The following is a 21,197-nucleotide window of genomic DNA, read 5'->3' as shown; positions in this document are numbered from 1 at the left end:
CCGCTAAGCTGTCTTCTTGTACGCTGCCGCTTGATGCCGGTACGCATGGATGCACCGGATGCAGAACCCTTGCGTGAAGGGCAGGATATTGAACAGCGTTGAATATACACCAATATCCTTCGTATCCCCTTGGGAAAAATCGACGGCTCCGTTCCTTCGGGTCACCTTCATTAAGTAGCGGATCGCTTGGTACGCAGATGCCATGCATTCCTCCGATATCGAGTCGATCCGTGCGGCATGCAGCAGAAACCAGCCTAACGTAGCTGTGGCCGAGGAGTCCGGTCTCGTCTCCCCCCGGGTAACCGTCCAGTTCCAGTGCCCGCCGCTCTGCTGAAAACGTATGGCCGCCTTGGCGAATTTGCGTACAATTTCCTCCAGCCCGGACTTATGCTTATGCGCTTGCGGCAGCTCGTTCCAGGCATCAATCAGGCCGATTGCGAACCATCCCAGCCCTCTTCCCCACCCATATAAGCCGAGGGGAGCCTTATTGTCGAGCTTGTAGACGTGGCACGGCAGGTCGTGCTGCTCCAGCAGACCGTAGCGTTCGTACTCCTTGATCTGCTTGACAGCCAGCTCAATGCACTCCTCTTTGCCGTAACGAAGGCCGTATGCCACTAGAAAAGGGCAGATGAACCCGATCGTATCCACATACCTGTAGCTCTTCATATACTTCCTGTATTCGACCGTCCCGTCTTGGCCGATATGCTCCTGGATCATTTCCCACGTGGCATCCAGTGCCGGTTTATAATGATCCGGATCCAGGAAGTCCAGCTTCATCAACGCATAGGCCAAAATAGCACCGTCGATATGCTCGGGACGGGATACCCACCCGCCGTTGGCATCGAATGTTTTGCTTACATAACCGCGAATTTGCTGCTTGGCCCGCGGGTCGTCATGGTGCCGCAAATATTCGGCCATGCCCAGCAGTAAAGAAGCCTCCTGCCAATGCTGGATCGCTGCCTTCGTATAGTTTCCCTTCAGTATATCGATAACGACGAATCTGGTGTTGTCCGTTACTTTGATTTTGGGCGTATGCCTCAGCCATTGAATGCCTCGATCCGTGATCGCCTCATTCCATGACGCTTCGTTATCGAATCGGCCAATATGAATCCGTCCTACCCAGTCCGCCAACTGGGGAATCACATCCAGCAGGATGACAACCAGCATCAAAATCCCGAGCGCGTACCCCATACTTTCCAAGATCATAATTTCGACTATCCTCTCCTATTGGCATCTTTATTTCACATACCCGACCACTTTTTCAAGCGCCTGGGACATATGCGCACACTGCTCCGATGTAATGTTCCCTGAAAATGTAATTAAACGACTTGGACCAATTGGTAGAACTTGTCGATCTCGTCTTCCGTACCGAAGTCTTCCTTCTTCAGGTTAGCGGTGAATTGACGCTGCAGCGCTTCTTCCTGAATCATTCTCTCCAGCTGGGACGCTACCGATTCGGCATCCATTCGGGCAATCAGTCCGTTGCTCTCATGCCGGATATGATTAGACGCCGTGTCAAAATTCGTAATGACGATCGGCTTGCCCAAAATTTTCGCTTCCTCAATGGAAATGGATCTGCCCTCATATCTTGAGGTTTGGATATAAATATCCGATTGGCGGATATAAGGGTACGGATTTTCCTTTAAACCCAGCAATGTCACTCTGTCCTCAAGCTTCTTGTTCTTGATGCCGGTCTCCAGCTCCGTTCGCAGGTTGCCTTCGCCAATCACGTACCAGCGGATATCATATCCCTTCTTGACCAGGATATCGATCGCATCCAGCGAGATTTCCAATCCCTTCTCCTTGGCGAGACGCCCAACGGATATAACGGAAACGGATGAAGCGTTGCCCGGCTGGAAGTCAACAGGCTCCAGGGACAGCTCTCTGACCACGTTCGAGGAAATAATATTATGAACGCATTTCAGCTTGCCGGAATATTGGGGAAACATCGTTCTCAAAATGTCGACCAGCGGGTCGGACACCGTCACGATATAATCCAGTTCGCCGAAGTAGGGGCTCTCTCTGCTCGGATCAATCCCTAATTTGCTGTAATCCGTATGGATCCATCCGATTTTTGTTTTCGCTCTCACATGGTCCACGCAGAAATAAATCGGATTTTTCTCCTGGTAACCGATAGCAGCATCATACTCCTGAGGCAGCTTGGCAATAGCTTTGGACATATATTTCCACAGCTTCTGTTCAATGACGGCACCGTTCTTTTCCGTCTTGGCCATCCATCCCAGTATCAGCCTGTACAAAGCGATTTGAAGCTTTCCTTTGCCGAGCAGCTCGGTTAATGCCCGTTTGACAGGCATATCGAAGTACTTGTATTGATCGGGCTCGGGCAGCAGGCGAACCGGCTTGGGCAGCTTGCCTAAGAACACGCCCTCATGCTTGAATAAAAAAAGATCTACGTCGTAGCGGCTGTAATCGATCGTTTCCAGCATGGAAATAAGAGCCTTCTCCGCCCCGCCGCATGTCAGCTTGTTCATCACGAACAACAATTTGATTTTCACATGAGTCACCTGCTCGCAAAAAGACTGTACAGCTTATCGATTTCCGCTTCGGTTCCCAGCTTCAGCCGGGCCAGGTTGGAAACGAGTGTTTTTCTCAAGCCACGATCTTGAATGAGCTTCTCCAGGCCGTTGGCAACGGCTGTCGGGTTCATGTCCACGATAACCCCATCCACACCGTCATGAATTTGATCCTTGGCCGTACTGAAATTGGTCACCAGGATCGGCTTGTTCAAAATCTTCGCCTCATCAATGGCGATCGATTTGCCTTCAAAGCGGGACGGCTGCGCGTAAATATCCGCTTGCTTGATGAACGGGTACGGATTCGATTTCAATCCGAGCAGGTGGAAATAACGCTCCAGGCCGAGCTCGCGAATTTGCCGCTCCAGCTTCTCCCGCTCCTCACCCTCGCCTATAATGCTCCACCGGATGTTGTAGCCCCGGTCCACCAGCTGCCTGCAGGCTTCAATGGCCAGCTCGAAGCCCTTCTGATAGTGCAGACGGCCTATCGAAAGAATCGTTATTTCATCCTCTCTCTTGTTGTACACATTCCGTTCGGCTTGATCGGCCATCTTATGAATCATCGACGGAGAAACGATATTGTAAATGACCTCCACCTTGCTCTGCTGATCGGGAAACCGGTTCTTCAAAATAGCTGCACATTCTTCCGAAACGGTAACAATATGGTCAAGCTGTCTGAAATAGCCGATATCCAATTTAGGGTCCATTCCCAGCTTGTCGTAATCGATGTGCACCCAGCCAATTTTTTTGGAGGCCTCTACCTTATCGACGCAAAAATAGGTGGATGTCTTCTCCAGGAAACCGATGGACACATCGTACTTCTTAGGGATGATCTCCAGCGATTTGGCCAGATAGGTCCAGTTATGCTGCTCGCTTCGGATTCTGTTGCTCGATAGTTTGTTGTTGAGTGTAAACAGGAGCCGGTTGCAGGCTAGCGATACCTTGCCCTTGGCCAGCAGCTTCAGGATCGACTTCGCGAGAGGCAATACGAACAAATGATACGATTCCGGCAGCGGCAGCAGCCTGACCTCTTTGGGGAGAAATTCCATGAAGATCCCCTCATGGTTCAATAGAAACAAGTCGACATTGTATTGCTCATAATCAATATGCGACAGCAGGTTTACCAGACTTTTCTCACCACCGCCGGCGGTCAAGCTCGGCATCACGAACAGGATGTTTTTTTTCATAATATACCTCAGCTTCAAAGATTCGCAGGCCAGCTGCGCTACATGACTAATTCATGCAAATAGTCGACCGCTTTGACGGACATTTGTTGAATGGCAGGGATCGATTTGCGCAGCTTCTGTTGAATCGCCTCTTCCTCTCGGACCAGCTCGTCAAAGCCCGCGATCAGGTTGCTGCTGCTTGAGATTTGCTCAATGCCTAGCACCAGCTTTTCCTCGCCGAAAATATCTTTGGAGATGCCCTTGGATTTAATACTGTAGCCCAGCACCATCGTCGGCACATAGTTGGAATAGGCGGCAATGGTGGCATGGGTGCGTGCGCCGATAAAAAACCGCATCCGCGCAATATATCCCTTGTACTGCTCGGCGTTCAAATGCTCCGGCAGCAGCAGCACTCGACCGGTTTGCTTGAATTGCTCGTAGTAGGTTTGCAATACTTCGTAATCGTTGTTGCCCTCTTGAGCGACATGCGGCGTGAGCGCAATCGTGAGATCGGTGGACTTCAGAATATGCTGGATCAGATCCCTCACTGCTGTCTGGGACTGCGTATTCCGTTTCCATACGAGCGGGCTGAAATTCAAGCCTACCGTATTCCCCTTCTGCCAGCCCTCGGGCAAAGCCAGCTCTTCCTTGTTCATCGTAAAAGCCGGGTCTGCGCACAACTTCACATTCGTGAGCCCGTGTCCGACCAGCATGCCGTACGTCAACGTTTCGCGGGCCAGAATCAAGTCGTACTGCCGTAGGTCCTCCAGCTTTGTTGGCGACATGTCCTCCGGCCCGATCGAGCAGCCCCATAAGACAAGCTTTTTCCCCTGCTGCTTTACCCGGCGGTTGATCTCATACCACCCCGGCTGCTCCCCGTAGCAGTAATTATCCCCGCCGATGGATAAGCATACGTCCATATCCCGAATACGCCGGATCGTCTTGCCCTCTATTCTGCTTAAGGCATAGGATTCATTCTTGAACAGCTTGAGATAAAGGGCGGCTACCGCCCAATCCAGCGAAAATTTCCTGATCGGCTGCGGAGAGCCGTCATAAATGCCGTCCAGGTTCGTAATGACGGTATCCGTCTCCGGCTTCTGCGAAGCCAAGTACACCTTCGCCCCGTTGATTCTTTTCTTGATCAGCTCGGTCGAAGAACGAACGATCGCTTCACATCCCCTGTTCAAGCTCCCGCCGTGCGAATACATCATGATTTTCATATCGTGACTCCTCCGGTTTGTTTGTTCTTGGACCTGCTATACCAAGTCGCGCAATACAGCCCCAGGACCAGCTTGCTTTTCATAAAAAATGTAATGAATCGTTCATACCTGCCCGCATGCGCGTGCTGCTCCTCTACATACGCCGGCAGTGCATCCCTTACGCAAGGATTGTTTATCATTCGCTTGACGTAGGCATATCTTTGCCTGAAGCTGACTTCTTGGGACGGCATGAAATAGATGTAAATATAGGACATGACGCTTTTAATGAGTCTTAGCGACTTTAAGCGCTGGATCTCATTTTGCCGGAATTGACGAGTGAATATTTCAGGAAGCTCGTACTGATACACCTCCAGCGCTCGACTGAAATAGTCTTTTTCCATAATGTTGCGGGTGGCGCTTCCGATGACCTCCTTGTAATGATAACCGGTATAATCCACGTAAACCGTTCTTCCTGCATGGCTGAAAAAGGACAAGTTGAACAGCCTATCCTCTCCTAAGGCGACTCCTCTTGGGAACGACACATCATGCTCCTGGAGCAAGGCTCTCCTGTACAGCTTGTTACACACGGAGTTTAAATTTTCGGCTTTAAGAAAATAAAGCAGCAGCTCCCGCTCAATATACTCGCGTTCTAGAACCGTCTCCACCGGAAACGGATACCGGGTCACGCGGGTGCGGCCTTCCATTTCATATTCAAAGTTGGAAATCACCACATCGCAAGCCTCCCGCTTCGCGGCGGCGTACAACGTTTCATACATATCCGGCTCGATATCATCATCCGCATCGACGAAGCCGATGTATTCCCCCTTCGCCCGCTCCAGTCCCGCATTCCTCGCAGCGCTAACCCCTTGATTCGCCTGCCGGATCAGCTGGATCCGGTCATCCTGCATCCGATATTTCTCGATCAAGGCCGAGCTGTTATCTCTGGAGCCGTCGTCGATGAAAATAAACTCGCACGCTTTCAGCGTTTGGCGGAGCAGGGATTCAATACAAGGAGCCAAATAGGCTTCCGCGTTATACACCGGTATGATGATGCTTACCGCACAGCTCATTGCCTCTTCACCCCTCTACTAGTAACTCCAGCTTGCGCAGCTCGTTATCGTTACCGAAATCTTTATCCCTGATGTTATTCATCAGCGTATGGCGGATCTCCTGATGGTTGTACAAGTAGGCAATGCCATCGGCAATCCCTTCGGGACTCAGCTCGCAGGTGATCCCATCTACTCCCTCCTCAATCTGGCTGGCGGACGTCGGATATCTTGTAATCAGGATCGGTTTGCCCAATATTTTGGCCTCCGTTACCGTGACCGCCTTGCCTTCATACCGGGAAGGCTGGACGTATAAATCGCAGGCCTTGATATACGGGTACGGATTCGTTTTTTTTCCTACCAGAATGAAGCTGTCCTGCAGGCCATATTCAGCGATGAGCGCCTTCAGCTCCGGCTCGAAGCCTCCGTAGCCCACGATGCGCCATTGGATATGGGTAAGCCCCCGGTCATGCAAAATTCTCAATGCTTTGATGGCCATGTCAAAGCCCTTGACGTAGGACAGCCTGCCTACGGATACGATGTTGAATGAATTACGGAACGTATCATCAGCGGTCACCGGGTCCTCCTCCGCCATTTTCCGGATGAAGGCCGGGGAAGTAATATTTTCGATCAGCTTCATTTTGCCGGCAAGTGTGGGGTATTGGGTGACGAAGGCGCTGGTGACGGCGTCCGAGATGGACACGATATAATCAAACTTGCTCCAGACTTTCAGATCAAGTGAATGATCAATTTCAAGCTCACTGTAATCCGTATGAATCCAGGCTATCCTCCTGGCGGCAGTGACTTTCTCCGCAATGATGTCATGCGGCCATGCATAGCTGATCGCGAGGTCATAAGCTTTGGGAAGGCGGGGCAGAAACAAACAGGAGTACCGGAGCGAAAGCTGCATTTGGATATAGCCTGAGCCTTCCTTCAGACGGCGCCTTCTCGCTTTGAAGCCCGCAATAGCTTTGGATATTACCCTGATTAATGCAACGGTGTAATGCCCCTCCCGAATACATTGGGAGATCGGCTTGCGAAATACGGTGTATGGTTCTATCTGCGGCAGCAGGTGAACCTGATCCGGGATGAGATGCATAAAATCGCCGGTATGATGGTAGATGAGCAGGTCTACGTTGTACTTCTCATAATCGAAGCATTCGAGCATGTTAATCAGGCTTCGCTCGATTCCGCCAATTTCCATATCGTAGATAGCAATGAGAATGTTTTTTTTCATAAAACTCCCTCGCAGAAGCGCATATTATGGGGCCCCCGATGCAGCGGCATAAGGAATATAGTGTCTTTCTCTTTTGTTCATAAAGACCGTGTCGGACGGAACGTTGCCCTTCACAATGCTGCCGGCGGCAATCACGGCGTTATCCCCGATAGTCGTATCCCGCAGGATGACTACGTTGGAGCCGATCCACACATTGCTGCCGATGGTCACTTCGCCGATGAGCAGATGGTCGTTGGAGGAGCTTTTATAATTGTGGTCGTGGTCGTTAATGCAGACGTTCGGAGCTATTTTGGTATGGGCGCCGATGCTTACCCTGCCGACGCAGTTAATATTGCAGTTGTCGTTGATGAATACCTTGTCCCCGAGATGCAGCTCCCCGCCAAGGTCAACCCGGAGGCTGGCATTTTTGCGTATGTAGACAAAACGTCCGATCGTCACCCTTGAGGCTTTGCTGAACACCTCGATCCGGCTGTTCGCCTGGAGAAAAAACAGGGAGGCCTTGATGTTTTTATAATATACCGCTCGGAAGAACAGGCCCCGCAGCAGCCCGACGATATGCCCCGCATACATAATGGCTGTAAAATAAGCCCCTCGATTCCGACATTCCGCGACAATCGTCGCAAACCCTTTTCGTAACAGATTCATGATTCGTTCTCTCCCGGAACATATATTCACAATAAAATTCTCTATAAAGAACATTAAGGCATCAACGTAACACTTATTTGGTTTCAAAGCCTTTGCCCAATCGGTACCTTGCCGCTAATTTCATAATAATTCTTTATAAAGAACATGTCAATGAAAAATGTACTTAAAAGAGAACGTAAAGTTTGACAAGGTTCACGAATCTTTTACACAACCAAGGTGGAGTGCGCCTGCACCAGCTTCCCGTGATCCAACGTAATGACCTGATCCGCATTTCGGATTGTCGAAGGACGGTGCGCGATAACGATCAGCGTCATTTTCCCTTTCAAACGGTCCAGCGCTTCCTGGATCAGCGTCTCGTTGTCCATGTCCAAGGCGCTTGTGGCCTCGTCGAGCACAAGGATTGACGGCTTTCTCAGAATAGCCCTCGCCAACACCAGCCTCTGACGTTCGCCTCCCGACAGCCTGACGCCTCTGTCTCCGATCATCGTGTCCAAGCCTTGCGGCAATCTGCCGACGAATTGCGCGGCCGCTGCGAATTCCAGTGCCTCCTGCAGCTCCTCGTCCGTTGCGTCCGGCTGCATCATCATCAGGTTATCCCTGATGCTGCCGTTAAACAATAACGGATCCTGGGGCACATAGCCTATCGCCTTCCGGAAGGCTAATAGATTGTGTCCGGTAAGCGGAACGCCGTCGATAAGTACCTGCCCGCTTTCCGGCTGCAGCAGACCCATGAGGATATCGATCAAGGTGCTTTTACCGGCGCCTGAGGGACCGACAATGGCTGTCATTTCTCTGGGACGAATGTAGAGATTCACGTGCTGGAGCGCATACAGCGGTTCACCACGATGGTACCGGAAGCTGAGATCGCGGCATTCGATGCCTTGCTCCACACGAATGGGATTGACCTGCTTCATGTCTGCACGCTCATCGTCAACCTCTCTGGCTTCCCGGCATTCCTTCTGCAGCTCCATTAAGGAATGGAAGGCAGGTGCGGAAGCCGCAATTTGTTCCAGATTCGACTGAATGCCTGTAAAGCGCGGCCATAACCTGGAGAAGATGAGGATAATCAGCAGCAGCTGCTCGCTTTGCATGCTGAACTGTGTGGCCGCAACGTAAATAAAGGCTGCAATGATCAGCGATGACGAGATTTTGTAGTACAGCTGGGAGTTCGTTCTAACCTTCGTATGCTCGAGCCTTTCCAACCCGATGGTGTGGGACCAATGCTCCAGCCAGCGAATGCGGGAGTTCTCCAGCATATTGCTCTTGATATCCTTAATCCCATTGAATTGATCCGTCATGCCTCCGATATAGCTCCGGGCGAGATCCGAGGTTTGCTGGCCCAGCTCTCTGGATTTGCGGATAAACTGACGGGAGAAGAAGGAGATGATTAGCCCACAGCCAAGCACGAACAAAGTTAACGGGGTGGACAGCCAAAAAGCGATGCCTACTTGAATGATCGTAAACACAAGCGAGGCGCTAAATTGTAAAAATAAATACGTTCCATTCGTCACCCGTCCCAATTCCTCCGTCAAGGCATTGATCAGGTCCGACTTCCGTTTGCGGAGAAAAAATTGCCAGTTGGCCTGAAGCATCGCCCGGTTCGTCTCCAGCCGCACATGATTAATAAAGCCGGTATGCAGCCGAATATCCCGAAGCGTTAAGCTGCGCTGAATCCAGCTTTGACCGATGATCAGCAGCAGGTAGGTGCCCAAAATCAGAAGCAAGGCCGCCGGCTTCGGCAGCTCCTTCAGGAACGCAAACAGGCCGAGCTGCGACAACCATCCCGCGCTTCCGTTCAATATTCCGCTGATGCCGAGCAAAGGAACAAGCAAGAGCATGCCCAGTCCGTCAAGGAAGCTGATCAGCATCATGCCTGCAAGATTGAAATATAAAATTTTGCCCGCGAAGCGATGCATTTGCCGGGTAAAATACAGAATCGGTTTCATGAAGTCCCCCCTTGGGATACGGCCAGCTTCTTCGTCTTTCGCCAAGCCCACAGCAAGGGACGGAGAGGAAAATAAAGAAAGTGCACCGATTTAGGCAGCTTCAACGTTTCGGCATCTTCAGGGTAAGGATAGAAGAAGTTCATAATAAACAGCACTTTGTGGTGAAGTGACATCAGAGAAAACAAATGCCGCTTATGGTACCTTGACACAGGCTCCGGCAGCGGCTCGCTGTGCAAATTAATCATCTCCCGCAAATAAAACAGAGCCTCTTGTGCCAGACTTTTACCGCGGTGGCCTGCGGCAACCCCCTCCAGCGGCCCGGAAAGCGGAGTCCCCAGCAGCTGCGAGGACAGCACCAAAGCTTGCGATGCCAGATGAAGATGCCGGTTCTGCTTCAGCAGTGGAATCAGCTTCACCGGCTGCAGCGCTTCTTGCCTTGCCAATTGATCGATGTCCGTCAGCCAGCGCAGACGGGACCAGCCGTGGCGCGCGCCGTGTGAGACCAAAAACAGAAATAAATCCTCTCTCCCCAAGTAGTAGACAGGATTAGGGGTAATCGAACTCGTCCTTTTCCGCTCCCACAACGATTCAAAGCCGGGTTCCTTCCCTGGTCCGGGCCCCAGCCTCCAGTGAACCTCGATTTTGATTCTTTTTTGAAAATGAAAAAAGGTAACGTGGTGGTGTCTCCATTTCCAATCGTTTAACACGGTCTGAATGTACTCATCCTTCACATAGCCCAGCTTCCTGAGCAGCTCCTCAGTCTTCTCCAAGTCCTGCATCGGCACCAGAATATCCAAATCCCCGCAGGTGCGCAGGGAGAGATCCCCATACAAATCGGCTGCCAGCACCGGACCCTTCAGCATCAAGGAACGGATGCTCACCTCCGACAATACGCGGCTGACGAATTCCATTTCGGATGTGAGATGCAGCATCTCGAACGTGTTGCGCTGGTACTGCTGCTGAAGCTGGAGCTTCACCTGCAGGGGAATCCAGGCGATTTGGCGCCTGTGCAGATTCGTATGCAGCGCAGGATATACGCGGTGATGAAAGGCGAGCTGAAGGAATACATCCCAGTTCATGCCGCTCAGCTCATCCCTGTACTTGGCGAACAGATCGGGTTCCGGATCTGTCCTCAGTAACGAAAGCAGTAACGTTAATTCCTTAGGAATCGACGACCTATCCAGTTCCCATGTCGTATCCATTTTATTCACCTTCATTATGATTTACTTTACATGTTTTGCGAATGTTCCGACGACCTCAAACCGGCTCATCTCTTCCGCGCCTGTAATATAGAACGGACCGCTGCGGAGCCAGGCATGAGCAATCATTTGTCTGGAATCATCCCTCGCTATTCCTAAATATAACGTGCTTTCGATCTGACGCCTTTCCAGCATTTTCAAAGCGGCAATGGCTCTGACCAGACATTTGCTGTCCCAGGGTGTATGCCGGCTTGCAATTCGAATTGCATCGTGCACACGAGTTAAAACAGCTATGTCCGGTTCATATCTTGCCTCCGAGGTTTCCTGCATCGCAGCCCCCAACGAGGGTGCAACCTTGGCGAAGGGTACCGAAATCAGCACGCGGCCCCAGGCCAAATAGCCAAAAGCTTCTATGAACAGAAGCATAGTTTTCATATCCAATGAAACGAAGGTTCTCAGCTTATGAATGAATCCCAATGAGCTTTTCCTCCAATAGGTGCTCCATAAACGAAACCACCTGCTGCTCGCATTCCCCTTGCTCCACCTGGTATTCCGACATCAATGCCGATACCACCTCTTGAACCGATGCGGGCACGGCAAGGCAATCCCAAATTGTCCCGCCGACTTCGCCGAGATTGTAGTACTTTCCATTATGGACGCTTAGCATGACCTTCTCCCCGCCCATGTCGCTAACGATATTTCCTTTGGCCTGAACGTAACTTTCCTTGAGTGAAACGGTTTTATTGGTCATCATTTAGGATTCCTCCGTGGATAAAGAATCTAACAACCGCGATATGAGCTGCGGGGCGGTAAAGCCGGCGGCAGGCCTGCGCAATTGGTACATGCGAATCTGTTGGATGAGCGCTGCGGAAATTTGGAAATGCCATTCCATTAAGCCAAGACGGGGGATAAGAAATTGACGGAATGTGTGGCAGTACAAAGTCTGCAGACGGTCCAGCTTAGGTATGGGCCGAAGATCAATCCGCTCTTCTTCTGTTTTGACCAATTCGAAGACGCCGGCAAGCGGGAGCGGCTCCGCGAAATAATTGGAGGTGACCGGGACACTGAACTTGGTCTCTCTGCCGTAAATCGAGCGATACGGGTCGGTTGACCTGCCGAGCTGATGCAGACTGTCCTCCCATAGCTTTTGCTGTGGAAAAGCAGGCGTAACATAAGCGGTGCCATCCTGCTCCGACAGGGATACGGCAATAAGGTCATCACTCAGTAATGGGTACCCCTGATTCAGAAAAGCGGAGGCTAATGTCGATTTCCCTGCTCCCGACTCTCCGACAAAAGCATAGGCTTTGCCATCAATTGCGATGGCGCTCCCATGCAGCGGCATCATTCTTCTCTGCATCAGCAGCGCGCCCATACAAGTGCCAAGGATGTAAAGACGAATCAAATCCTCGTCGGCTCCGGGAACCGAGGCAACCGTAATCCGGTTTCCCTCGCTGATACGAAAATAAGCGGTGTCCGGAATATAGACCATGACCGCATTGCCTTCGACAACGTGCTTGTAAGGGATGGCCTCCAGCTCGAATCGGAATGGCGCATGAGGCTCCGACTCGATATCGACGTCCGACTTCTGAGCCAGCGGCTGGATTGCCGGCAGCTCCGGTAACGCGATGTCACTTGAGATGTGCAATCCGAAAGCTTTGTATACGACCTTGTTCTTGATTTCTATCATGACAATCACTCCAAATTGATATCGGTGGTTATGCTTAGAGCCCTTATACTCAATTGGCGTATAAGGGCTCTAACCACACTCAAGGCTTGCAGACAGGACTAGCTCGTAAAACGCGGATTAGCGGACCATTGTCCTGGAATGTAAGCTTCGTCCGTGAAAGGACCGTTTGTAGTGGAAGCCATCGTTTGGTTCACTTCCAGCACTTCCAATGCAGGTTTTTTCCATTCTTTTTTCATCCATATTCACCTCCCTTCAAGTTACTTTTTTCATAAAGCGATGTACGATCAAGCTGCGCATGAGTACCTTGTAGTCCGGGTCGACTGCTAGCTCCGGGGTGACACCGTCATTCACCTTCGCAAGCGCCTTCCTCAGCACCCGGCCATCGAGGAACTGCAGCGTTCTCTCGTCCTGGCTCAGCTGCTCCAGCTCCTCGCGAAACGTCCTCCAGTAAGGCATCATCCGATGAACCCAGTCGGCACCCTGCACTCCCTGCACCTTTTGATTCAATCGGACCTGATCCGGCAGCAGCCTCTCGGTTGATCTTCGGATGAGTGCCCGGTCCAGCCCGTTCTGAACGTACTGCTCCTCCGGAACGGACAGGCAGAACCGGATGACACGCAAATCATTGGTCGGGTCGCGCTTCCACAATCCGAACCGCAAGGACATCTTGGTCGCCAGCGTGTTGCTCGCATTCCAGTGAAACAGCTCCTCAAAGTGCTTTTTTCTTAAATCGTACGCATTGGAGCTCGCATACCAGCCGGACTCATCCATCCCATGCGCCCTCAGCTTGTCGAACACTTCGGTTCTTTTGGCGAATTCCGGATTGATGATGACGGGAAACTGATACGATTGGCCGACCGGAAATAGACGATCCAGGACCGGAAAGGCGGTTCTCGCTATGAGCGGCAAATTGCGCAGCCGGCTCCCGCCCACATTATGGCTGTACTGGTGAAGCTCCTGCTTCAGCCGAACCCATTTCATTCGCTTGAGCAGCGTCGCGTAATAATCAATGGCCGAGCCCCAGGATATCGTAAGATTTCCTCTGCCTCCGTTAAGCAGCACGCCGACTCCGTGATCACGCGCCTTCTCGAAGATGCCCCGCAGCCAGAAGGAGTTCTCGAAGAACTTGTAGGGCATTTCCATCATATGGAGAAAGCTGTCAATTTCGGTAAATGAATTGTTATCTTCGAATTGCAAATAGTGATCCTTAATGCCGCCCACATGCTGTACCGTGGATCGTATGAACGGACTCTCATCCGCCATAAACCGTTTGGAGGTGAAGTCCTTGAAGCCCGCTGAAGGCACGTGACTGAACGTGTGAAGCGGTCTGTTGTCGTTTCGCAGCGCCCGGGCCGCAAAGCTCACGATGGAGCCGGAATCGAGCCCTCCGCTCAGCTGCGCTCCCACCTGGCGGTGCGTACGCAAGCGCGAGGTTACCGCTTGTTGAAACACGTCCTGAAACGCTTCGACGTATTCCTCATTCGACTTCAGTTTCAAGCGTTCGCCGCGGGTAATCGTGCAATATCTTGATAGCTCGATGCCGCTATCCGAGACGACCACACTGTGAGAGGGCGGCAGCTGCTCCACATCCGCGTATACGGTCGAATGAACGTCTACCACATCCACCATCGCCGATATGGCCAAATATTGGGCAAGCCATTGCTCGTTCAGCTTCCTGCTCGCCTGAGGCAAGGACAAGAGCGGTTCGATCACGGTGCAGAAGGCAAACCGCTCGCGATTGCGGGTATAATAGAGCGTCCGGCTTCCGGAAAAGTCTCTGGCTCCGAACAGCCGCCGTTTTCTCTCGTCCCAAATCATAAAGGCAAAGTCGCCGATCAGATACTTCGGTGCATTCGTATCCCATTTATCATAAGCCAGCAAGATGAGCTCGCTGTCTGTCATTTCCTTAGCTCGACCGTGCTCTATTTGCAGCAGCCGGAACAGCTCCGCACGGTTGTCTATCATCGCGTCCGCTGTAATCGCCAGCTGTCTCTCCGAATCATAGCCTGGCAGCTGCTCGTGCACCGATTCGGGTGTGATATGTTGGGCATGGCAGCCGAGGAATATGCTGTCGGTATACCATACGCGAACATCGTCACAGGGATAATGCTGTAACCCTAGCATCAACTTATGGCCATGCTCCACCTGTAGGGGCTCTTGATTCAATGGATACAATCCGGTTATGGCGCTCATGATTTCCTCCAACTGCAGCATGATAAGCGATAATAGGGGATTATTTATTCTCGATAGAGAACATTTTTGGTACACAACCTCAATTTCGACGAATTAAATCTTCATTCAGTGCTAAAATTTAGTTTAAACACCGTTTATTGTTCTTTATTAAGAACATTTTCAGAATAGCATCTTCTGGTTTCAGTGTCAACTACTTCCTGCAGCTTTTTTGTCCCAAAAGAATGGGAATTTATTTTGCTTAGAACAGCCATCCCGGCAGCGGATACAGAAGCCGCCATATGCTTCACCGAATCAAAATCTAACAATTCGTAATGAACCCGATTCAGCCAAGGCGAGCGGATCCTTCTCCCCGACGGAAACCGGTACAGGTCCGCCGAATGCGGAAAATAGTGGAAAACCTCCGCCAATGTGCGGGCTACTCTTCTTGAGGTTTGGTGTGCTGCCGTATCCTTTAGGAACCGGGCATGAGCTATCTCCCCTTTGGAGACAGAGATCACCTGCAGAATATCCATATAATATTTAAGGGAATCCAGCTTATGGCTCCAGCCATGAAGACAAACATGATAGAACGTATGGTAGTCCGACAGCTCCAGCACATGCTTGAACGGATCCATGGGAACAGCTTGTTCCCAAAATTCATCCATATCGATAGCGGACGTCTTCTCCCTCAACAGGCCCCAATGCAGCTCGACGGTCAGCGGAATGTCTCCATGCGGTAGCCGCTTGCTGAGACTCCAGTGAAAATGGGAGCGGTTTGGCCGCTGCCCCATCGTGTAGCCCTGGGCTTGCACGCACTGCAACGCTTGATTCAAATCGTGTTTGCGTACGAGCAGATCGATATCCGTCGTAGCCCTCGCGCCGATATGGCCGAAATAGCGCTCCGCAAGCCGTGTTCCCTTCAGGGGAATGACTGGAATGTGCATACGCTCAAATAGCGCTAGCAGCTGCATCAGTTGATGTTTGATAAATACATTGCGGCACACGGTATCGTCAAAGCTCTGCTTCATTCGTTCGGCAAAAAAGGGAGGGACCTGCTCCAGCAATCCCCGCTGCTTCAATAAATAATAGACCGTCGGAGACACCGCCGTACAATCCGCATCCCGCAGTGCGTGCTCATACACCTCCGTCTCTTCCGGCAGCCGCCCGCCGGGGTCATACAATGCGTGTATCAAAGTACGGATCACCGGCTGCCTCTCCTCCCTGTGATTGCATGCGATATAATTTGCGATACAAGCCTTCTTGCTTCATGAGTTCCTCGTGCCGTCCTGACTGCACGATCTTTCCCTGATCCATGACGATAATCCGGTCCGCATGCTGGATTGTGGACAGCCGGTGGGCAATCACCAGCGTCGTGCGATGCTTCATTATCCGTGCCAAGGCTTCTTTCAATTGCTGCTCCGTCACACTGTCCACTGCCGAGGTCGCCTCATCAAGAAGCAGGATCGGCGCATCCTTCAATAGGGCTCGGGCTATGGCGAGGCGTTGTCTCTGACCTCCGGATAAGCTTAGCCCTCTTTCGCCGATGAGGGTATCGTATCCCTCAGGCAAAGACATCACGAAAGCATGGATATGGGCCGCTGCGGCCGCCCGCATCATCTCCATTTCCGTCATGCCTGGCCGTGCCAGCAATAGATTGTCGCGAATCGAGCCGCTAAACAGAAAGGTCTCTTGAGAAACATACGCGAATAAGCTTCTGAATTGTGAAGGGGACAACTCCTGGATGCTGCGCCCGTCGATAAGGATGGAGCCCTCATGCGGCTTGTAAAACCCTTGCAGCAGGCTGAACAGCGTGCTCTTGCCTGCCCCGCTGGGCCCGACGATCGCCGTCATTTTCCCTGCCGGAATGCGAAGCTGCAGCCCTTCGAATACGTTCCTCTCCCCCTCGTAACCGAACGTCATGCTCCGGAATTCAATCTCTTGCTCCAGCGGCTTCGGAACTCGATTCTCGTGGAAGGTATCGGATACGATCGGCATTTCCAGACATTGCGACAGCCTTTCCACTGCGGAGAGCGATCTCTGCATACCTGCCCACAAACCGGCAAAGCCTGTCAGCGGATAGATCAAATGATTCGTAAGATTCACGAAGGTTAACAAGGACCCTACCGACAAGCGATTGTCCAGGACAAAATACGCGCCTGCGCAAAGACTGCCTACAAAAACAACCGTCCCCAGCGCATCCCCTCCCGCATGAAACCACCCGCGAAGCTTCGCATCCTTTAATTCCAGGCGGTACCGCTCCTGATTCTGGCTCTCGTATTTGCGGTGAAACCAACCTTCCACAGCGAACGACCGAATGACGAGGAAGCCCCACATCGTTTCACTGAGCAGGCTGCTGGTCTGACCGGCAAGCTGGTGAATGCTCCGGCCGTTGCGGCGCAAAAGCCACCCGAAGAGGCCTCCCGCCAGTACGGCCAGAGGCGCCAGAACGATCGCCAGAACACATAATTCCCAGCTGATCCGGAGCAAATAGATGAATATACCGGCTGTGACCAAAGGGAGTTTAATCAACCGCATGAGGCTCGATCCGAGAACACCGTCCATATTGTCGATGTCATGCGTAAAGTGGGACAACAGCTGGCCCGAGGGCTGCTTCGCAAAGCTGTCTACCGGAAGAAGCATGATATGCCGGTGCAGCCGCGATTTGAACTCCTTCTTCACGCCTTCCACCGCTGCCGTATCCATATACTCCTGGCCATAGGCAGCCGCAATGCTTACGACAATCAACCCTGCGCCAAGCGGCAGCAAGGATTTCATTTGATTCCAGTCGCCTGCTACGGCGGCGTCCGTCATGTTCCCGAGAAACCAGGCGAACGCAAACGTTAAGGCGACGTCGGCCAGCATACCGAGCAAAAGCCCCAGGTAAGCTTTCCATTGCCTGGCCATAGCAGGGTATAGGAAAGCAAACGGGCGGTGCTTCCTGCGGCGCTTGTTCAATAGTGGAACCTTCTGGGGATTACGCATAGCTTCAAGAGCAAGGACAAGAAGGGAAACGAAACGATAATCTTGCTCCATAGTTTAACCATCCCGTCGGTTACATGGACAATCGTATTTCTTTTTTGTATGCGTACCAGCTTCCCGATAAGCTGCTCCTGAACGACCGGCTCGTCGGGTCCCCAATTCGTATCTCCTTTGAACACGAGACAGGGGCGCTGCCGAATCGTTTCATGGCGGTAAAAGCGGTGCGCGACCAATTGTCCGTTCCAGGAATGGAACAGGGCAATATCCCCTTTCTTCAGCAAAGAGCCGTCGCAGCTTTCGAACCGGCAGATCTCCCCTTCGTTGATGAGGGGAAACATGCTATGGCCGTGAGCGGGAAGATCGATACTTCCGTGCTTATCAATCGCGTTGTATAGAAGCAGCATCGTATCCTTACTAAACCGCATATTTCAATAGCCCTCTTTGCATTAAATCGGTAACGAACGATTCGAGCTCTTGTTCCGCTGTCGGACTTACAGCCTCATACTGCTCGTGCACTGCCTGGAGCAGCGCCGGCAGCGTCTGGGCGGACTGAAGCAATGTCCAGCAAAAGCCCCCGAGATCATTCAATTTCGTAACGGTAAAGCTATCGGTATTGAGGATAATCCACTCCCCGTCCAATTCGACGGTCTCGTACTGATTTCGCCATACGTATTGGGTCATCAGGAAATCAACTCCCAAAATGTGTTGTTCTGCTGAAAATGCAGCTCATAGATCGGCACCGTGCCGGCCAGCACATGCACGGCGTGCAGCACCTTGCGCGTTTCTTCCGGGCTGTGGGCCCAATAAAAGATTTTATCCAGCAGCTGGAGCAGTCCTTCCGATTTGCTCAGACCGATCCTTCGATTGCTGTGCGCCTGGTACAGCAGATGAACGCTTGCCAACGTACTGCTCTGCTCCCTGCCTGTTGCCGCCAGCTCGCTGCGGAAGGGGGAATTAAACACCGTCATATGGCCCGGTGTAATTTTGACCAGCGCCGCCTCATCGGAGAGAAGCTCCCTCGGATGCGAAAGCTTAGCCACCGTCGATTTACCGGCACCGCTCGGACCAGCGAACAGATGCGCCCTGCCATCCGCAATGACACAGGACGAATGAAGCAGCAGCCCCCAACCGTGATGAACGATATAGGCGCTGTACAAATTCATTAGAGCATGCTTCAAAGCCAGCTCATCAAAGACGAATATTCGGGCCTCGCGATATGCTTCATCCGTGACGAGCAAATAGTCTGCCCTGCGGAACCGAATGCGGCCCGGCTCTTCCGTAATGGTAACCTCATCATCGACGAAGGATACACCGTATCCCGCCTCGATATGAATGACAAGATCAGGGGCTTTACCTAAGGGCTCCGCCGGGACATGACATGGAAAATGAACCGCTAGCATGGCCAGCATCCGGTCACTCGAGCTCGTGAATTCAACCAGATGCTCGCCTATCGTCGTATAGATCGGCATCATTTGTTTTTGGAAGGTCTGGGATCAAGAGGGTAATGAATACCGCCGTTTCCGTGCCCTGGATGATCTTTATTCCCCTTCCCCCTGTTCCAGCTTTGCGCCGTTTCGAATCGAATCGGCTGATGACTAAGAATTTGAGGTGAAGAATACTTTTTCCTTATCGTCTGCTTGCCGGTTTCCATAATCCGCCTCCCGCAATCGAATTTGTTAATGTATCGTCGCAATTAACCGTTCGGCCTGACCGAATGGGGTGTCTACCGTTTCATAAAGACGAAGCGTATCCGCGAACTCGAATAGAATGGAGTCCAGGCTGATCGTTTGTGAACCGGTTACCAGCTTATTCTCGTTCGTGAAAGATAATGCCTTGGATCCAATGACTCTGCCTTGGGCATCGACCAGTTCCGCTTTCATCTTCGGAAAGCTTTGATCCACAACCGCGCCATCCTGAAGCTGGATATCCAGATCGAGAATCAATTTATAAGAGTAAGGAAGCGCCTCTCTCATCGAGCCCATATACACTTCCACTTTCCAGCTGTTGACCTTCACTTGAAACGGATAAAAGTTGAGCACGCCATCCTGCGCTTTATCAGCTTGAATCGTTGTTTGAAATTTGGCAATCGCCAGATTGTACGGAGCGACCGAGGTCGTATCGAGCATTTCCATCGTCAGCTGATCGCCCTTCTCGGTGCTCGGCATGACAAACGTATAGTAGATGACATAGCTGATGTTCGGGACCAAGGCTTCCACGGCAGTCGTCTGCCGCACCCCCATGTACTTGCTTCCGTTCTTGTCGATCAGCTGGGCCTGAAATTGGGGCAAGGCAATCGGGTTATCACTGCGGTTTTGCAGCTTGAATTTGGCTACAGCGGCTTTGAAGCCCCCGCCTACGCCCTCATGCAGCTGCAGCGACACTAAGGAAACGCCCACCTGAGACGGAATTACTTTATTCAACGGATCGAATTCGATGACCTTGTTCCAATCGTAAGCAGGAGCGGCGCTTGCCTTGTTCCACTGGCTGCTGTCCGCCGGAAGCATAATGGCAAGCTGTCCGATCGCAAAATCAATCTGGGTCTTGTCATCAACAGAGAAGCTTTCCGGCGTCAAAATCATCAGGCTCTTCAGCGCATCCTTGCTTCCTGCAGGAAATACGTAGTGAATGTAACGCTTTTCGGCAGGCTCAAGCACGATCGGATCCTTCTCCAGCCTCTGGCCGTTGAACACTCTTGTATCCGATCTGACGTTCATCCGAAAGTCGGGAATCTTTTTTTTCTGATCCGTTTTGTTGTCGACAAGCAGCTCCAGAATTGTCTGTGAGCCTTTGGGTGTATTCTGCTCATTGAAGCTGACCGGCTTGTATTCAAGTGCGGTCGATAATGCCGATATCGTAAAGGTCTCGCCCCATTGCTTTATGGCTTCAGGATTTGAGATAACCGCGTTTTCCCCTCTCCATTCTAAGGAGGCTACGGGGATGGATAAGATCGATTTCTCCGTCTTGGGAGAAGCATATTCATCCACGTCGACCCAAGTCAGCTCGGACAAGGAGAAGGCATCCTGCCGATCCACGACAATCATGTAGCTGAGCTCAACCGTTTCTTTGGGCTGGATAGCGACCGGATTCGCCTGACTGGATACAAGCTTATATTCAATCCCCTCTTCGGTTTTGGCACGGACCTCAACATCGGGGACACGTGTCAGCCGGGGCCCCTCATTCGTTAATCGAACGACGGCTCCGATACGGGTTCCTTCCGGAATTTGTTCGTTCAAGACGCTTTTCACGGCAACCTTCACAGAATTCGTGAGGTAGTAATCCGTAACGGCAGGCACTTCCTTTGCCGTTGCCTGGAAGAGTGTCGCCGGGATGAACAAGGAGGCGATTAGGGTGAGGACGACCAAGACTTGCTTCCATTTCATTCTCAAT

Annotated in this window: 20 protein-coding genes; all 20 read right to left on the bottom strand. The window is 51.7% G+C overall.

Annotated elements, in window-relative coordinates; genetic code table 11:
• Positions 1–3: 3 nt before the first annotated feature.
• The 20 genes from CF651_RS16625 to CF651_RS16530 all read right to left on the bottom strand — a co-directional run bounded on the left by CF651_RS16625 (position 4) and on the right by CF651_RS16530 (position 21,196).
• Positions 4–1,206 (bottom strand): glycoside hydrolase family 88 protein, encoded by a 1,203-nt coding sequence (locus CF651_RS16625; protein ID WP_094015985.1) that lies wholly within the window; start codon positions 1,204–1,206, stop codon positions 4–6.
• Between the two features lie 113 nt (positions 1,207–1,319).
• Positions 1,320–2,516 (bottom strand): glycosyltransferase, encoded by a 1,197-nt coding sequence (locus CF651_RS16620; protein ID WP_094015984.1) that lies wholly within the window; start codon positions 2,514–2,516, stop codon positions 1,320–1,322.
• Positions 2,517–2,521: 5 nt separating this feature from the next.
• Complete coding sequence (locus tag CF651_RS16615) at positions 2,522–3,721, bottom strand: glycosyltransferase (protein ID WP_094015983.1); 1,200 nt, start codon at positions 3,719–3,721, stop codon at positions 2,522–2,524.
• Between the two features lie 38 nt (positions 3,722–3,759).
• Positions 3,760–4,920, bottom strand: a complete 1,161-nt coding sequence (locus CF651_RS16610; RefSeq protein ID WP_094015982.1) for a polysaccharide pyruvyl transferase family protein — start codon at positions 4,918–4,920, stop codon at positions 3,760–3,762.
• Positions 4,917–5,969, bottom strand: a complete 1,053-nt coding sequence (locus tag CF651_RS16605; RefSeq protein ID WP_094015981.1) for a glycosyltransferase — start codon at positions 5,967–5,969, stop codon at positions 4,917–4,919. Before CF651_RS16605 ends, CF651_RS16610 begins: the two co-directional genes overlap by 4 nt.
• A 7-nt stretch (positions 5,970–5,976) precedes the next feature.
• The gene (locus tag CF651_RS16600; protein ID WP_094015980.1) at positions 5,977–7,182 is read right to left on the bottom strand and encodes a glycosyltransferase; all 1,206 of its coding nucleotides are present in this window, start codon (positions 7,180–7,182) and stop codon (positions 5,977–5,979) included.
• Positions 7,183–7,206: 24 nt separating this feature from the next.
• On the bottom strand, positions 7,207–7,827 hold the full coding sequence (locus CF651_RS16595; protein WP_245855960.1) for an acyltransferase: 621 nt from the start codon (positions 7,825–7,827) through the stop codon (positions 7,207–7,209).
• Between the two features lie 203 nt (positions 7,828–8,030).
• On the bottom strand, positions 8,031–9,773 hold the full coding sequence (locus tag CF651_RS16590) for an ABC transporter ATP-binding protein (RefSeq protein ID WP_094015979.1): 1,743 nt from the start codon (positions 9,771–9,773) through the stop codon (positions 8,031–8,033).
• On the bottom strand, positions 9,770–10,975 hold the full coding sequence (locus CF651_RS16585; RefSeq protein WP_094015978.1) for a nucleotidyltransferase domain-containing protein: 1,206 nt from the start codon (positions 10,973–10,975) through the stop codon (positions 9,770–9,772). Before CF651_RS16585 ends, CF651_RS16590 begins: the two co-directional genes overlap by 4 nt.
• 21 nt (positions 10,976–10,996) lie before the next feature.
• Positions 10,997–11,407 carry a lasso peptide biosynthesis B2 protein gene (locus CF651_RS16580; protein WP_425436282.1) on the bottom strand — a complete coding sequence of 137 codons (411 nt, stop codon included), beginning with the start codon at positions 11,405–11,407 and terminating at the stop codon, positions 10,997–10,999.
• Between the two features lie 25 nt (positions 11,408–11,432).
• Positions 11,433–11,726, bottom strand: coding sequence for a lasso peptide biosynthesis PqqD family chaperone (locus tag CF651_RS16575; protein ID WP_094015976.1), 294 nt, complete (start codon positions 11,724–11,726; stop codon positions 11,433–11,435).
• On the bottom strand, positions 11,727–12,659 hold the full coding sequence (locus CF651_RS16570; protein ID WP_094015975.1) for a phosphoenolpyruvate carboxykinase (ATP): 933 nt from the start codon (positions 12,657–12,659) through the stop codon (positions 11,727–11,729).
• Positions 12,660–12,757: 98 nt separating this feature from the next.
• Positions 12,758–12,895 (bottom strand): paeninodin family lasso peptide, encoded by a 138-nt coding sequence (locus CF651_RS31965; protein ID WP_179232845.1) that lies wholly within the window; start codon positions 12,893–12,895, stop codon positions 12,758–12,760.
• 16 nt (positions 12,896–12,911) lie between these two features.
• Complete coding sequence (locus tag CF651_RS16565) at positions 12,912–14,852, bottom strand: lasso peptide isopeptide bond-forming cyclase (RefSeq protein ID WP_094015974.1); 1,941 nt, start codon at positions 14,850–14,852, stop codon at positions 12,912–12,914.
• 134 nt (positions 14,853–14,986) lie between these two features.
• The gene (locus CF651_RS16560; protein WP_179232844.1) at positions 14,987–16,036 is read right to left on the bottom strand and encodes a nucleotidyltransferase family protein; all 1,050 of its coding nucleotides are present in this window, start codon (positions 16,034–16,036) and stop codon (positions 14,987–14,989) included.
• The gene (locus CF651_RS16555; protein WP_245855958.1) at positions 16,005–17,786 is read right to left on the bottom strand and encodes an ABC transporter ATP-binding protein; all 1,782 of its coding nucleotides are present in this window, start codon (positions 17,784–17,786) and stop codon (positions 16,005–16,007) included. Before CF651_RS16555 ends, CF651_RS16560 begins: the two co-directional genes overlap by 32 nt.
• Positions 17,783–18,235 carry a signal peptidase I gene (locus CF651_RS16550; protein WP_094015971.1) on the bottom strand — a complete coding sequence of 151 codons (453 nt, stop codon included), beginning with the start codon at positions 18,233–18,235 and terminating at the stop codon, positions 17,783–17,785. The genes CF651_RS16555 and CF651_RS16550 overlap by 4 nt, the downstream gene beginning before the upstream one ends.
• Positions 18,225–18,491 (bottom strand): PqqD family protein, encoded by a 267-nt coding sequence (locus CF651_RS16545; RefSeq protein WP_094015970.1) that lies wholly within the window; start codon positions 18,489–18,491, stop codon positions 18,225–18,227. The genes CF651_RS16550 and CF651_RS16545 overlap by 11 nt, the downstream gene beginning before the upstream one ends.
• On the bottom strand, positions 18,491–19,282 hold the full coding sequence (locus CF651_RS16540; RefSeq protein ID WP_245855957.1) for a hypothetical protein: 792 nt from the start codon (positions 19,280–19,282) through the stop codon (positions 18,491–18,493). The genes CF651_RS16545 and CF651_RS16540 overlap by 1 nt, the downstream gene beginning before the upstream one ends.
• A gap of 204 nt (positions 19,283–19,486) precedes the next feature.
• Complete coding sequence (locus tag CF651_RS16530) at positions 19,487–21,196, bottom strand: hypothetical protein (protein ID WP_144029064.1); 1,710 nt, start codon at positions 21,194–21,196, stop codon at positions 19,487–19,489.
• Position 21,197: the final 1 nt, after the last annotated feature.

This window comes from Paenibacillus rigui, assembly GCF_002234615.1.
GTDB lineage: Bacteria > Bacillota > Bacilli > Paenibacillales > NBRC-103111 > Paenibacillus_S > Paenibacillus_S rigui.
Note: the sequence above shows the minus strand (reverse complement) of the source record. Positions and strands in the feature narration are given on the sequence as shown.

Coding starts and splice junctions, on each gene's coding strand:
- CF651_RS16550 (WP_094015971.1), bottom strand. CDS start 18,235: ATGCGGTTTAGTAAGGATACGATGCTGCTTCTATACAACGCGATTGAT.
- CF651_RS16610 (WP_094015982.1), bottom strand. CDS start 4,920: ATGAAAATCATGATGTATTCGCACGGCGGGAGCTTGAACAGGGGATGT.
- CF651_RS16585 (WP_094015978.1), bottom strand. CDS start 10,975: ATGGATACGACATGGGAACTGGATAGGTCGTCGATTCCTAAGGAATTA.
- CF651_RS16540 (WP_245855957.1), bottom strand. CDS start 19,282: ATGATGCCGATCTATACGACGATAGGCGAGCATCTGGTTGAATTCACG.
- CF651_RS16625 (WP_094015985.1), bottom strand. CDS start 1,206: ATGATCTTGGAAAGTATGGGGTACGCGCTCGGGATTTTGATGCTGGTT.
- CF651_RS16605 (WP_094015981.1), bottom strand. CDS start 5,969: ATGAGCTGTGCGGTAAGCATCATCATACCGGTGTATAACGCGGAAGCC.
- CF651_RS16575 (WP_094015976.1), bottom strand. CDS start 11,726: ATGATGACCAATAAAACCGTTTCACTCAAGGAAAGTTACGTTCAGGCC.
- CF651_RS16615 (WP_094015983.1), bottom strand. CDS start 3,721: ATGAAAAAAAACATCCTGTTCGTGATGCCGAGCTTGACCGCCGGCGGT.
- CF651_RS16545 (WP_094015970.1), bottom strand. CDS start 18,491: ATGACCCAATACGTATGGCGAAATCAGTACGAGACCGTCGAATTGGAC.
- CF651_RS16600 (WP_094015980.1), bottom strand. CDS start 7,182: ATGAAAAAAAACATTCTCATTGCTATCTACGATATGGAAATTGGCGGA.
- CF651_RS16590 (WP_094015979.1), bottom strand. CDS start 9,773: ATGAAACCGATTCTGTATTTTACCCGGCAAATGCATCGCTTCGCGGGC.
- CF651_RS16565 (WP_094015974.1), bottom strand. CDS start 14,852: ATGAGCGCCATAACCGGATTGTATCCATTGAATCAAGAGCCCCTACAG.
- CF651_RS16570 (WP_094015975.1), bottom strand. CDS start 12,659: ATGATAGAAATCAAGAACAAGGTCGTATACAAAGCTTTCGGATTGCAC.
- CF651_RS16595 (WP_245855960.1), bottom strand. CDS start 7,827: ATGAATCTGTTACGAAAAGGGTTTGCGACGATTGTCGCGGAATGTCGG.
- CF651_RS16580 (WP_425436282.1), bottom strand. CDS start 11,407: ATGAAAACTATGCTTCTGTTCATAGAAGCTTTTGGCTATTTGGCCTGG.
- CF651_RS31965 (WP_179232845.1), bottom strand. CDS start 12,895: ATGAAAAAAGAATGGAAAAAACCTGCATTGGAAGTGCTGGAAGTGAAC.